The sequence below is a fragment of the Paraglaciecola sp. L3A3 genome (assembly GCF_009796765.1).
Taxonomy (GTDB): domain Bacteria; phylum Pseudomonadota; class Gammaproteobacteria; order Enterobacterales; family Alteromonadaceae; genus Paraglaciecola.
This window is the reverse complement of the sequence record NZ_CP047023.1, coordinates 3,170,940-3,184,845: the sequence shown is the minus strand read 5'-3', so window position 1 is coordinate 3,184,845 and position 13,906 is coordinate 3,170,940. Positions and strand designations below refer to the sequence as shown.

The window sequence follows — 13,906 nt, the reverse complement described above, 5'->3', positions numbered from 1 at the left end:
TACCGTCCATGTTGACTGGTTAATTAAAGACGATCGGTTAGTTCTGCAAAAAGTGGTGAACTATTTAAACCATTCTCAGTGGCCCAAGCTGACACTGTTTTACCATCTTTTTCTGGTGCACTTAAATCACTTTTAGGCATTTTTTTAATCATCAATGTACCTGTTTCTATGGCGTCATTTAACATAGCTGTTCGAATTAGGCTGTTACCTCCACAAGAAACACCTGAGTAATAATCTTTAATTCTTAAACTAAAATCAGACTGTACACGTTTCATTTTTTTACGTAGCTCACCTTTGTCATCAGCTTTAACAATGGTACAGATATTTTGTAATGCTTCGCCAACATCAGCTTGAGCGTTGCTAGCAAAGATTAAAGAAGTAGTGGCGATTACTATAGATGTTTTAACTATTTTCAACATGGTTAAATCCTCTGTGTTGATGTTCAATTAAGTTCTTTCCTGAAACCGTAGTTGGTTTCGATGGGTCTATTAGAAGTTAAATTTTTGTTTGGAAAAACCTGTTATGTGATACTTGGGTATGGGATGTTATAAGTTTGTAAATTTATTTTGTGTTTATTAACAAGATTTGGAGTTAGTCTTTTACTAGGGAAATGGTTATGCTGTGGAGAACAGTTTATCATCATATATTAAAGGAGATTAGGTTGTTAAAAGCTATTCATCATGCAGCTATTATTTGTTCAGATTATGAAAAGTCGAAATATTTTTATACAGATATTTTAGGATTAGAGGTGATTGCAGAGAATTATCGAGCTGCAAGAGATTCCTTTAAGTTAGATCTGGCATTACCTAATGGTAATCAAATTGAGTTGTTTTCCTTTCCTAATCCACCTGCTCGGCCAAGCCGTCCAGAGGCGCTAGGTTTAAGGCACTTAGCATTTTGTGTCGACTCTGTTGAGCAGGTTGTAGAGTACTTAGAATCTAAATTCATCTCTGTAGAGCCGATTCGGATTGACGAGTTTACCAATAGGAAATTTACTTTTTTTAATGATCCAGATGGCTTACCGCTGGAGTTATACCAAGATTCTAGCCAATCAAGTTAACCTTTCATTCATTAATCAAATATTAATTGTAAATAATTTGTAAGCGTTATTGCCTAATTTATGAATGGGCATAGAGTGATGTCAATAATCATTGATAACGAGTTCATATGATGTCAAATACTCGATCTTTTATTGCCGCCCATAGATTCGGTTATGGGGCCAATGCCAAAACCATTAGAAAAATTAAACAACAACCACAACAATGGCTTCTCAATCAGATTACAGCTGATAATGCTTTAAAAGAATTAACCTTATTGGATATGCAATGGAATAGCCAATTGGCTGCTGAACAATTGAATTTATACCAACAACAAAAAAAGCAGGAAAAAACGCCAAAAGCATCCCCTCAAGCAAACATGATGTTAATGGCGAGTCAAAACACCCAAAAACAAATCAACAAACAATTGCAAAAAGCGATTAGTGCTACTGTCGTTCATTCTATTGTGACTGATAGTCCTTTTTATTGGCGATTGGTGGATTTCTTTTCCAATCACTTTAGCGTCACTGGCAATGGACCTAGGATGCGAGCTTTAGCTCCTACCTTAGAAATAGAGGCTATTGCTCCTTATATTTCAGGATCATTTGCAGATATGTTATTGGCTGTAGAAAGCCATCCTGCTATGTTGCTTTATCTTAATAATGAACAATCTATTGGGCCCAATTCTAAAGCAGGTAAAAGAAGCAAAGGTAAAAGAGGCCTGAATGAAAATTTGGCTAGAGAGATTTTGGAGTTACATACTCTAGGTGTCAATGCAGGTTATGATCAGGCTGATGTGACTGAGTTAGCGCGAGCAATCACGGGGTGGGGAGTAGAAGGTAAAGGTTCTGCTAATTTTTCATTTAAAGCCAATTTACATGAGCCCGGACGTCGTGATGTTTTTGGAAAAATATATCAGCAAGACGGTGTAAAGCAAGGAGTACGGATACTGAATGATTTGGCGGTCAATGCTAAAACCGCTGAGTTCGTCTCGAGAAAGTTAGTTAATCATTTTGTTAATGATAATCCACCACAAGCCTTAGTTGACACTATGGTTGCTGTTTGGCTGAAAACTAAGGGTAATTTACCCCAAGTGCTACAAGCTATGATTGAGCACCCATTGAGTTGGTCAGAACAAGGCGCTAAGTTTAAAACCCCTAGAGAATTTGTGATCTCAACATGTCGCGTTTGTGGAATAAAAAAAATTAATCCCAATTTTTCTAAAAGTTTAAGCATATTGGGTCAGCAACCTTTTGCTGCTGGTTCACCCGCAGGTTATAAAGATACACAGGAATATTGGGCAGGACCACGGGCGATGATGGGGCGAATCGAATGGGCTGAGCATGTCAGTAAGTTTGTAAAAAATAGTCCTGTGGAACTGGCGCAAAATGCTTTAGGCCCTCTAATGGATGAACGCACTGAGTTATTGATTTCACGTGCAGAAAGTAAATCACAAGCTGTTACTTTATTTTTAATGAGTCCGGAGTTTCAAAAAAGATGAGCATGCAAAGACGAGACTTTATCAAAGCGGGAGTGGCAGGCTGGATTATATTTCAAACAGCTGCTAGTCGAGCTTTAGCCAATCCTACTCAGTCTTCAAAAAATCCTAAAAAAATTGTTTGGGTGATGTTACGTGGTGGCATGGATTCGTTACATGCAGTATTGCCAATTGGTGATCCTGATTTTATGCATATTCGAGGTTCATTAGTTGCACCAATTAAAGACAAGTTGTTACCTATGCACAATGGCTTCGCCTTACATCCGGCGTTAAAAAATTGTCACAATTGGTATCAGAATAAAGAGTTTTTACCAGTTGTCGCAGTAGCTTCTGGTTATCGGAAACGCTCACATTTTGATGCCCAAGATCAAATGGAAAGTGGCTTAAATAATACTGATTATGAAAGTGGTTGGTTAGCCAGAGCTGTGGGCATGTTAAAGGGGCATGGATTAGCCATCGCACAAACCGTGCCTATTGCTTTAAGAGGGGAGGAGCCTAGTCAAACTTGGTTTCCTTCGCATTTTACTGCATCAGATGACGACTTAATTGCTCGTTTACGCTCACTTTATGCTGGCAATAAAGAGTTTTCAGGGTTACTAGAAAGTGCGGTAAACAATCGAGATATGTTGGATATGGATGGAGAAACTCGAGCAAGACCCAATTTTTCATATTTGGCTAAAAATTGTGGGGAGTTATTAAGCAGAGATGACTCGGCAAATTGTGCCATGTTGGAATTAGGGGGGTGGGACACTCATAATAATCAACAACAACGCTTGAATAGACAATTTTCTATGCTTGATAATGGATTAGCAGAACTTAAAAATGCTTTAGGTGACACTTGGCAAGATACTGTTGTATTGGTGACTACTGAATTTGGTAGAACTGTAGCAGTTAATGGCACCAAAGGGACCGATCACGGTACAGGCTCTACTATGTTTATGTTAGGTGGTGCCGTTAAAGGTAAACAAGTATTAGGTCAGTGGCCAGGCTTAGCTAAAGAAAGCTTGTTTGAAGAAAGAGATTTAACGCCAACTACTGATGTCAGAAGCTGGATGGCCAGTGTATTACATCAACATTGGAATTTACCTTTGGATAAGATTGCGAAAGTATTTCCTGATGTGGAGCCTGCTGCTCAGGCTATCGTAAAAGCTTAAAAAATTATAATCACCAGACGAATGAATAAATATTATCAAAATATGTGGCAGCAAGGAATGGCTGCCTACCAACAGCAAGAATTTAAACTAGATAAACAGATTGCCAATGCCGGTGATACTAGGCGAGGGATCACTTTATTAGCGCGGCTATCTCAACCCGTTAAAGACAAAACTAGTCAGTTTTTAACTGAACTTGATGTGATTTGTCCCGGGCAATACCTCTATCCTCAATCTGATATGCATTTAACCATTATGTCTATTGTATCTTGCTGCGAAGGTTTCATGTTTGATGCAGATACTGCACAACAATACTTGCTAGCATTAGCCCCAAAATTAGCAGTAGTCTCTAGCTTTAATGTTGAATTTTCAGGTATCACAGTGTCAGATGCGGCAGTGTTATTGGCTGGGCATACTGATCAATTGCAATTAGCAGACCTTCGTTCTCAAGTAAGAGAAGCGATAACAATCAGCGGCACAGCCCATAGTATGGACAGCCGCTATAAAATAGAAACGGCCCATTCGACTATTTTTCGCTACCAAACACAACCAACAAACAGTCATAGTTTGATCCAGTTTTTGCAGAAAAACCATCACAGGCAGTTTACTCATATGCGAGTAGGATCACTGGATCTGGTGTTTAATGATTGGTACCAAACCAAAAAAAATACACGACTTATTGGTCATATAGACTTAGCAAAAAAATAGTCTTGTTTTTATTAAAATAACAATGGATTATAAGTTAATTACTTTCTTCAATCTGGAAACCCCATGAGCAAAATATTAAAAAATGACATTCCACAAGAAGCCTTTGATTGGTACGACGAATATGCTCATGGAGCAATAGACCGAAGAACCTTTATTAAAAAATTGACGAGCTTGGTGGCTGTGGGTTATTCCATGAGTGTTTTGACTTCTGCTTTACTCCCTAATTATGCATTAGCCGAGCAAGTGTCATTTAATGACGAAGATATTAAAGCCAGTTATGCAAATTTTGACTCGCCAATGGGTCATGGCAAAGGGCAGGGGTATTTGGTTACGCCTACTAACAAAAGTGGCAAACTACCCGTTGTTTTAGTGATACACGAAAACCGAGGGTTAAATCCTTATATTAAAGATGTGGCTCGTCGTTTAGCTAAAGCAGGCTTTATTGCATTTGCACCTGATGTTTTATTTCCTTTAGGTGGTTATCCAGGTAATGATGACGAAGGACGAGCCATGCAAAAGTCTATGGATAAAGATAAAGTTCAACATGATTTTGTAGCGGCGGCTGAATTTTTGAAATCCCATAAAAGCAGTAACGGTAAACTTGGAGCTGTAGGCTTTTGTTTTGGTGGTTACATAGTGAATTATTTAGCAGCGGTTAGTTCTGACTTGATTACAGCAGGTGTGCCTTTTTATGGAACCCCAGCCGTGGCTGAGCTTAGAAACAATATCAAAGCACCTATGTTAATTCAATTGGCTGAACTAGATACTCGAGTCAACAACACTTGGCCTGACTACGAAAAAGATTTAGTGCGCTTGCAGGTTCCTTATCAAATGTTTATGTACAAAAATGCCAATCACGGTTTTCATAACGACTCAACCAGCCGTTATGATAAAGAAAACGCTGAACTAGCTTGGAGTCGAACTTTATCCTTCTTTAACGAGAAGTTAATTTAATTAAAAAATAGAACTCGGGTTAAATAGCCTCTAGATTTATCTTTAGAGGCTATTTTTAATGACTTGTTTTTTGAGATAAATATTCTTTAATCAATTGTCAATTAACTTGGCCAGCTGTTGTTGGAAATACTTTTCTTGCACCACAGGATCTTTAAATTGTTTTCCGTATTCTTGCAGAGATTTTGCTAGTGCTTGAACATGTGTTTTATTTTCAGTTAAGTGGATTACATTTTTTACTTCGTCTGGGTCATTGAATGTATCAATTAACCAAGGTTCGGCTGGTTTTATCGCCGAAGACAGTACTAATTTATAACGGTCACTAAATGCACCCACCCAGCCTTGAATTCTTACAAAGGTTACATCTTGCCACTTTGTTCCAGTCGTTTTATTAATTAGGGGCGTTAAATCTCTGCCATCTGTTATTGCAGGATCATAATTTTTGACTGCTAGTAGTGATAAAAATGTGTCCATCCAATCTGTAGTATTCGCTGCTTCATGCACTACTAAGCCTTTTTTTATGCCATTTGGATAGTGCATAACAAATGGAATTTTAGCCGACCCTTCTTGTGGGTTGCCTTTATTGATCCTGTGGTGTTCACCTAATAAGTCGCCGTGATCAGAACTAAATACAAGAAGAGTATTGTCTAGCAGATTTTCATTACGTAACTTGCTTATAAGGCGGCCTAAGTTGTCGTCTAATAGTTTCACCATACCAAAATAATTCTGTAGTGATGCCTGCATTTTTTTTGGTTGTTTTTTAGGATCAGTCTGTTGCCAAAGAGGATCTGTATCTTTGATTTTTTTATAGAAGGTTTTAGGCATTTCGAATTTCACATCGGCGTACATTGTGTCGTAGGGTGGACGAACTTTGTCTGGACCATGAGGATCAGGGTAACTGAGCACATAAAAGAACGGCTTGGTTTTATGCTCATCAATAAAATCAATGGCTCGGTTAGTTAACCAATCGGTAGTGAATGTTTTATCATTTGCTGATTGTGCTTTGCTTGCATAATTGGGGTTATCGCCACCCCCAACCACATAAGGTGTGCCATCTGATTTGATATTCAAGTTTTTCCAGTGACCCCGATTAAACATAAAACGATTATCTTTAAATCCATAATTATGTTTCGGAGCCCAGCCAGGTTTATCCTCGCCACTTAAATGCCATTTACCACCATATCCTGTTTCATAACCGTTTTCGGTTAACACGTCTGCTAGAGTCGGCACATCTTGTTTCATTATGTAATTGTTCTGAGGGACGCCGGCATTTTGTGGATACAAACCGGTAAACATCGAACTACGTGAAGGACTACAAACCGGTGAAGAGGCATACATACTATTAAATAAAACCCCATTTTTGGCGAGATAATCCAAGTTCGGTGTGGTGACGACTGTGTCCCCCCACATTAATGCTTGGTCTTTAGACAGTAAATCTCGATAGGCGCCTAACGTTCGGAAGTTGTGCTCATCAGTAATGATCAGTAATAAATTAGCTTTAGTTGTGGGCTGGCGATTTTGAGCTTTTACTGTTAATGAAGTAAATATGGCTAGGCCTATAATGGGCAATAGGTATTGTTGTATTTTCATAATCATTCTCGGTTTATTTATTCTGGATTATTGTTGTTTTTGCGACAGAAGAGGCCAAGTATCTGTTCTAAATGGGGTGACGGGCAGTCCAATTTTATCGTACAAATTGACCACTGGATTATTTTCCCATCCGTATCTTACTGCAACCGGGTGTGAAACCGATTTGGCAAAAACTTCAATTTTGTTTTTACCAATAATTTTAGCTTGGGCATTGACAAATCTTTGATCTTTTCCGGCAATGTAAAATCCTAATACTGTATTAGTATCAAATGAATATAACTTGCTGCTTACATCTTTAAAGGTGACTTGTACCTTATTATCAATAATTTTAAAGCTGTCATACATAGGACTGTTTGCTGCCATTTGATAACCATAATCTTTTAGCAATGGGTGACGAACAAGCCTATTGGCTGCTTCTTGCTTATTACGTGGGTGGATGTCTTTGGCTTCACCTAAATCAATAACAATAGCTTGTCCTGTATTAGGCAGTTCAAGGGCCAGTGTTTGAGCCTCTCTCAGTTCAGCCCAACTGCTGCCTGCCGAAGGGGATTGTACTTCGTCATTAAAATCAGCCAACTGTACCCAATAAAATGGAAAGTCACCTTGGCCCCAACTTTCGCGCCATGAATTAATCAGTAAAGGAAACAATGAACGATATTGATAACCTCGACCTAAATTACTTTCGCCTTGGCACCAAATAACTCCTTTCATGCCATAACCCACTATGGGGTTAATGACGCCGTTAAAAATATTAGCAGGGCGCTTTTTGCCGGTCAGTACATTATCTGGCTTAAACTGCCTTTGACCAGGTTGGCCATCGGCTTCCCATTGAGCAAAGTCCTTGAGTGCTTTGCTAAACTTTTGTGGGGTAAATTCGGCTGCCTTTCTATCCCACTCAGCTAACATGGGCATAAATGATTTATTATGTGATAAAGCGTCTCTAGAAATAAATGCTTCGATGGGGGAACCTCCCCAAGTGCTATTAATTAGGCCTACTGGTACATCTAATATTTTATGTAGTCTTCGACCAAAAAAATAACAAGTTGCTGAAAATTCCGCTACGGTATCTGCAGAAACCGTTTGCCAATTAGCATCAAAGTTGAATTGCGGTTTATTCACACCAACACGAGGTACCGTGATTAGTCGAATGTCCCGATAGTTTGCAGATGCTATTTCTAATTCTGAATGGTTTGATCCTCCCACACGCCAGCCCATATTTGACTGACCAGCACAAACCCAAACTTCTCCCACTGCTACATTATTAAAGGTAAGTTGATTTTTACCTGACACACTAAGTTGGTAACGACTTCCTGTTTCTATTGGGTTTAATGATACTCGCCAATTTCCAGAAGAATCGGCTTGTGTGATATGACTCTGGCCGGCAATAGACACATTAACCTTTTCACCACTATCAGCTTTACCCCAAACTGTATTTTTCTGCAGTTGTTGTATTACCATGTTATCGCCAAAAATATTAGGCATAACAATATTGGCTTGTGAGGTTAGGGGAGCGGTGACTATACTGGCAAAAAACAATAAGTGGAGTATTTTTTTCATTTGAACAGTTATTTTAGTTATTAAATTGTTAATCTCACCCTATAGATTTACAGATAAATTGTCACTATTAAATATGCAAAGGTTGTGTAAAGAGTTATTGTGAAATTATGTTAAATGAAAACGTTTTCTATGCTAGTCTTCGTATTCTTCGTCTTTTGAACGGATAATATATTGCCGGTTTTAGGTATTAAAGATATTGCGGCTTTGGCTAATGTCTCTCCCGCTACAGTGTCAAGGGTGCTAAATTCGCCAGAATTGCTCTCTGCTAAAACGTTAGCCAGGGTACAAAAAGTCATTGATGAACATGGCTACACTCCAAATCGTTTTGGTACCAGTTTGCGCACTAAAAAAAGCGGAAATATAGTGGCTATTATTCCTCACATCACTAAACCTGTTAATGCTGGAATTATTCGGGCTATCGAAGAAGAGGCACAAAAATTTGGTTACTCAGTGCTGCTTGGAGATACCCAAGGTTTGCGCGAACGAGAATTACATTATGGTAGTTTAGCCCGCCATGGCCAAGCCGATGGTGTTTTATTGTTTGGGGCAAATTTACCTTTTGAATTGAACGACAAATTACCCATAGAAAAACAGCTGCCTCCACTGGTTAATGCTAATGAGTTAGTGCCTGATGTCGATATCCATAAAATATTTATCGATAATGAAGCCGCAGCGATTGAAGCCATGCAACATTTATTTGCATTTGGACATACTAGGATTGCAGCAGTAGTAGGACCCAGTGATGTCCCCAGTTCTAATGAGCGTCTTTGTGGTTATAAAAGAGCTTTGGAAATGCAAGGAATTGAATTTTCTACAGACCTGGTAATTCAAGGTGATTATACCTTACATTCAGGAGTCGAAACGGGCAATATTTTATTGAATTTACAACCTCGACCCACTGCTGTGTTTGCATTTAGTGATGATATGGCAATTGGAATTATGCAAGTTTTACACAAAAATGGGGTGGTGGTACCTGCTGATATTTCTGTCATTGGTTTTGATGATATCAGCTATGCTGAGTTTGTTAGGCCTTCTTTGACTACTGTGCATCAGCCGTTAAAAGAAATAGGGCAAACTTGTGCTAACTTATTAATTCGCAGCATAAAAAATCCTGACTTAAAGCCCGAAAAAATTCAGTTAACCTATACCCTTAAAGTTCGTGACAGTACTGGCCCTGTAAATAAAAATAAAACAGCAGAATAGAAGTGAATTTTTTGCTCCTTTATAACCTATAACCGAAAATTACTATATCTTTGAAGGATTTATTTAGATGAAAACGTTTTATATGCTAAAATATTTTTAACTTGTAATATATCATATTTTCAGGAACCTTGATTTGGCTACTTTAGGGATAAAAGACATTGCTGCACTTGCAAAAGTATCTCCGGCTACTGTTTCTCGTGTGTTTAGTTCTCCTGATTTGGTTTCAGAAAAAACCCTCAAAAAGGTCAAAAAAGTAGTAGATGAATTAGGTTACCGACCTAATCGGATGGGGGCTAGTTTACGCACTCGTAAAAGTGGCAACATAGTAGCCATTATTCCAGACATCACTAAACCTGTTAATGCTGGTATTATTCGTGCCATAGAGCGCGGCGCACAGAGTGCAGGATACTCAATACTTTTAGGGGATACTCAAGGCGTTGAGGAGATGGAGCAGCATTACGCTGATCTAGTTACTCATGGTCAAGCGGATGGTATTTTGTTATTTGGCTCTAGACTTCCTTTCAAAATTGATCCAAACCTTCCTCTTGGTCCACAACTCCCTCCTTTGGTAAACGGTAATGAAGGTATTGAGTCTGATGAAATAGTTAAGGTTGCGGTAGATAATGTTGCAGCTGCTAAAGCGGCAGTGGATTATTTAATTTCAATTGGTCACAAGCGTATTGCCGCTATCACCGGACCGAATGATGTCCCCAGCTCTAATAAACGAATTAAAGGTTATTTCCAAGCATTAGATGAAGCTAGTATCACTGCAGACAGTTCGCTTTTAATTGAAGGGAATTATGATGTTAAATCTGGGGTTGATTGTGCTCAAAAGCTTTTATTATTGCACCAACGTCCTACTGCTATATTTTGTTTTAATGATGATATGGCAATAGGCGCTATGCAATTTTTACAGCAGCAGGGATTTAAAATTCCCGAAGATATATCTGTCATGGGCTTTGATGATATTAACTATGCTGAATATGTCACCCCGTCTCTAAGCACAGTACATCAACCATTACAGGAAATTGGTGAAACGTGTATTAACTTGTTATTAAAACAGCTGAGAGGTGAAAAAGTTGAGCCAGGCTCGCAATATTTGCCTTTCACATTAAAAATAAGAAATAGCACAGGTATTGCTCCCAAACTTTAAATGTAAATTAAAAACTAACAGGTGCTCAAATATCTCTTTTTTCATGGTTTATTTAATAGTACCTCTAATTTCCTTAACTACCTGCAAATACTCCTTTGACTCTATAAAATCTATTGAAAAAGTTTGCGTAACTTGTTTTGCCATAAATGGCAATGCAACAAGGGTGAAACACTTACCGTGCATAAAAGAGACGGGGCTTGTTTTAACATGCTCTTGTTACTTTCTTAGATGTTGCTCTTTTTTCAGTAATAGACCTATTACTAATATTGTTGAAGGCAAAAGTAACAGCCATAAAATCATGGTACTTTGCTCGTTAGTAAAAAGAGGATCCTGTCAAGAACTATGATTCATTCATGCTTTAGGACAAATTTAATCATCGTTAAGTAAAACGATTTATCTCTTTTGAGGTATCCACCAATTTATCTAAAATACCTCTAGCCCCTAGATTTTAAATTTGGTGTGCCTGTTGCGCTAAAAAACTGCGCAAACAAAGCAGTGGTAAATGATTTAAGTTTCATCATTTACCTATTGTTAGATTTACGCTCTTTAACTAAACGAGAGTCGCAATAACGTTATGTTGGCCATTGAAGATAGCTGCATTGATAACGCTGCCTGCAACCGGTTGGTCATCTACAATCAGTTCTATCGATCCTTTGCTTAAACCATTTGGATTGCGTAGTTCAATATCATAATGAGCACCACGGAATTCACGCTTGATTTTAACTTTATCCCAGCTAGGTAAAATACAAGGGTCGATACGTAAACCTTCATAAACTGGGCGAATACCTAAAATATACTGAGTAGCTGCATAGTAGTTCCAAGCCGCTGTGCCTGTTAACCAAGAGTTTTTCGCTTCTCCTGGATTGGCTGAGTCGGTACCTGCAACCATTTGGCTATATACATAAGGTTCGGTTTTATGCAGAGTTTGTACTTCTTGTAAATACGCTGGGGTAATTTTGCTGTAATACTCATAAGCTTTTTCACCACGACCAAGCATAGCCTCAGAAATAGTGATCCAAGGGTTGTTATGACAGAAAATACCGGCGTTTTCTTTATACCCAGGTGGGTACGAAGTGATTTCACCTAAGTATTTGTTATAAGTGCTAAAAGCAGGTTGGTTTAACATGATGCCAAAATCAGTCGATAGATGTTTTTCTACCGAGTCTAAAGCTTGTTTAACTTTACCATTATCCATGCCGATACCCGCCATAGCGCAGAAACCTTGCGATTCTATGAAGATCTTTCCTTCTTCATTCTCGTTGCTACCAACTTTTTCGCCTCTGGCATCATAAGCCCGTAAATACCATTCACCATCCCATGCATGTTGTTCTACTGTGCTGCGCATTTTGTCTACATGAACTAGGGATTGTGCCGCTAATTCAAATTTGCCAATTTGCATACATAAATCAACAAATTCTTGGCCATACAGTACAAACTGGCCAGCAATCATGACTGATTCAGCAACATCTGATGCGCCACGTTGTGTGGTTTGATAAGACTCATTAGGATCTTCAGAGAAACAGTTCAGGTTTAAACAATCATTCCAATCGGCTCGACCGATTAACGGCAAGCCATGTGGACCAAGATTATTGACAACATGATTAAACGCGCGAACTAGGTGGTCAAAATGGACATGGGTCGCTTCTTCTTGATCATCATAAATAACCATTTCATCGAGAATACTGAAGTCGCCAGTTTCTTTAATGTAGTTGGTAGTAGATAACACCATCCACATAGGATCATCGTTAAAGTTACCACCAATATTGGCATTACCTTTTTTAGTTAATGGCTGATATTGATGGTAAGCCGAACCGTCAGGTTTTTGTGTGGCAGATAAGTCTAAAATACGTTCTTTTACTTTATCTGGCACCATATGCGCAAACCCTATGGTGTCTTGATTTGAATCTCTAAAGCCCATACCGCGGCCAATACCTGATTCGTAGAATGAAGCACTACGAGATAAGTTAAAGGTCACCATATTTTGGTATTGATTCCAGATATTGATGGCACGGTTAAACTTATCATCGGGCGTTTCAACACTAAATTTAGATAATAGGTTGTGCCAATAGTCATTTAGTTTGGCTAATTCAGAATTCACTTTTTCGTGGCTATCAAAACGGGCGATCATCGCTTTAGCGGGCGTTTTGTTAATCACATTTTTAGCTTGCCACTTTTCGTCTGCTGTCACTTCTATGTAACCTAAAATAAATTCAAGGGATTGACTTTCACCTGGTGCCAATTCTAATTTTAAATGTTGCGAAGCAATGGGAGACCAGCCTCTGGCAAACGAATTAGTGGCTTGGCCATTTTCTACTACTTGCGGGCGATCAAACCCCCGGTACTGACCTAAAAAACTTTCCCGATCTGTGTCGTAGCCATCAAGTTTACGGTTAACTGAATAAAAAGCGTAATGATCACGACGTTCTCGATATTCAGTTTTATGATAGATAGTGCTGTCTTCAACTTCTACTTCACCTGTAGACAAATTACGTTGAAAGTTAGCGCCATCGTCTTCAGCGTTCCACAAACACCATTCAATAAATGAAAATACATCAACGGTTTTTGTTGATTCATTGTTGTTAGTCACCACTAATGAATGCACTTCAGCTTTAGTGTCTAAAGGAATAAAACTCGTGACTTGGGTGGCTATGCCATTTTTACTGGCGTTAAAACGACTGTATCCCATACCATGACGGCAAGAGTATTCGTCTAATTCAGTGTTAACTGGACGGCCTGTAGCAGACCAAAACTCATCATCACAACGGATATAGAAATATCGTCCGCCATTGTCTAAAGGTACACTGTTGTATCTATATCTGGTTAAACGACGAAACTTAGGGTCTCGATCGAAACAATAACCACCTGCAGTATTAGAGATTAATCCGTAAAAACCATCATTACCTAAATAATTGATCCACGGAGTAGGTGTGTATGGAGTGATGATGACATATTCGTAATTTTCATCGTCAAAATAGCCAAATTTTGAGTTTGTGTCGGGAGTAGTAATTTGCATAATAAAAAATCTCTCTAGGTAAAAATATTACCAATATAAAGTGTG

At 38.6% G+C, this 13,906-nt stretch carries 11 protein-coding genes; 7 read left to right on the top strand and 4 right to left on the bottom strand.

The features are described from left to right. Nucleotides 1-23 precede the first annotated feature (23 nt). Nucleotides 24-419 (bottom strand): DUF3718 domain-containing protein, encoded by a 396-nt coding sequence (locus GQR87_RS13315; protein ID WP_158970094.1) that lies wholly within the window; start codon nt 417-419, stop codon nt 24-26. Nucleotides 420-661: 242 nt separating this feature from the next. On the opposite strand from GQR87_RS13315, the gene GQR87_RS13310 reads away from it, so the two are divergent. The 5 genes from GQR87_RS13310 to GQR87_RS13290 all read left to right on the top strand — a co-directional run bounded on the left by GQR87_RS13310 (nt 662) and on the right by GQR87_RS13290 (nt 5,348). Continuing rightward, nucleotides 662-1,060, top strand: coding sequence for a VOC family protein (locus GQR87_RS13310; protein ID WP_158973011.1), 399 nt, complete (start codon nt 662-664; stop codon nt 1,058-1,060). Nucleotides 1,061-1,167: 107 nt separating this feature from the next. Next, nucleotides 1,168-2,538: a DUF1800 family protein gene (locus tag GQR87_RS13305; protein ID WP_158970092.1), complete on the top strand. Its 1,371-nt coding sequence runs from the start codon at nt 1,168-1,170 to the stop codon at nt 2,536-2,538. Continuing rightward, nucleotides 2,535-3,689, top strand: a complete 1,155-nt coding sequence (locus GQR87_RS13300) for a DUF1501 domain-containing protein (RefSeq protein ID WP_158970090.1) — start codon at nt 2,535-2,537, stop codon at nt 3,687-3,689. Before GQR87_RS13305 ends, GQR87_RS13300 begins: the two co-directional genes overlap by 4 nt. A 21-nt stretch (nt 3,690-3,710) precedes the next feature. Next, nucleotides 3,711-4,394: a 2'-5' RNA ligase family protein gene (locus GQR87_RS13295; RefSeq protein WP_158970088.1), complete on the top strand. Its 684-nt coding sequence runs from the start codon at nt 3,711-3,713 to the stop codon at nt 4,392-4,394. Nucleotides 4,395-4,457: 63 nt separating this feature from the next. After that, entirely contained in the window at nt 4,458-5,348 is an 891-nt protein-coding gene (locus GQR87_RS13290) for a dienelactone hydrolase family protein (protein WP_158970085.1), read from the top strand. A gap of 90 nt (nt 5,349-5,438) precedes the next feature. Here the strand turns inward: GQR87_RS13290 and GQR87_RS13285 are convergent, their stop codons facing one another. Together GQR87_RS13285 and GQR87_RS13280 are read right to left on the bottom strand one after the other, a co-directional pair. After that, complete coding sequence (locus GQR87_RS13285) at nt 5,439-6,935, bottom strand: sulfatase-like hydrolase/transferase (protein ID WP_199271619.1); 1,497 nt, start codon at nt 6,933-6,935, stop codon at nt 5,439-5,441. Nucleotides 6,936-6,962: 27 nt separating this feature from the next. Continuing rightward, a complete protein-coding gene (locus tag GQR87_RS13280; protein ID WP_158970083.1) occupies nt 6,963-8,492 on the bottom strand; it encodes a sialate O-acetylesterase in 1,530 nt (509 codons plus the stop codon). A gap of 171 nt (nt 8,493-8,663) precedes the next feature. Here GQR87_RS13280 and GQR87_RS13275 point away from each other — a divergent pair, with 171 nt between their 5' ends. Next, nucleotides 8,664-9,695 (top strand): LacI family DNA-binding transcriptional regulator, encoded by a 1,032-nt coding sequence (locus GQR87_RS13275; protein WP_158970081.1) that lies wholly within the window; start codon nt 8,664-8,666, stop codon nt 9,693-9,695. Nucleotides 9,696-9,828: 133 nt separating this feature from the next. Next, nucleotides 9,829-10,848, top strand: coding sequence for a LacI family DNA-binding transcriptional regulator (locus GQR87_RS13270; RefSeq protein ID WP_158970079.1), 1,020 nt, complete (start codon nt 9,829-9,831; stop codon nt 10,846-10,848). Nucleotides 10,849-11,398: 550 nt separating this feature from the next. Here GQR87_RS13270 and GQR87_RS13265 read toward each other — a convergent pair. Then, entirely contained in the window at nt 11,399-13,861 is a 2,463-nt protein-coding gene (locus GQR87_RS13265; RefSeq protein ID WP_158970077.1) for a GH36-type glycosyl hydrolase domain-containing protein, read from the bottom strand. Nucleotides 13,862-13,906: the final 45 nt, after the last annotated feature.

Bases quoted from the DNA above. Each gene is read 5' to 3' on its own strand.
- GQR87_RS13290 (WP_158970085.1), top strand. From the start codon at position 4,458: ATGAGCAAAATATTAAAAAATGACATTCCACAAGAAGCCTTTGATTGG.
- GQR87_RS13295 (WP_158970088.1), top strand. From the start codon at position 3,711: ATGAATAAATATTATCAAAATATGTGGCAGCAAGGAATGGCTGCCTAC.
- GQR87_RS13285 (WP_199271619.1), bottom strand. From the start codon at position 6,935: ATGAAAATACAACAATACCTATTGCCCATTATAGGCCTAGCCATATTT.
- GQR87_RS13305 (WP_158970092.1), top strand. From the start codon at position 1,168: ATGATGTCAAATACTCGATCTTTTATTGCCGCCCATAGATTCGGTTAT.
- GQR87_RS13300 (WP_158970090.1), top strand. From the start codon at position 2,535: ATGAGCATGCAAAGACGAGACTTTATCAAAGCGGGAGTGGCAGGCTGG.
- GQR87_RS13265 (WP_158970077.1), bottom strand. From the start codon at position 13,861: ATGCAAATTACTACTCCCGACACAAACTCAAAATTTGGCTATTTTGAC.
- GQR87_RS13315 (WP_158970094.1), bottom strand. From the start codon at position 419: ATGTTGAAAATAGTTAAAACATCTATAGTAATCGCCACTACTTCTTTA.
- GQR87_RS13280 (WP_158970083.1), bottom strand. From the start codon at position 8,492: ATGAAAAAAATACTCCACTTATTGTTTTTTGCCAGTATAGTCACCGCT.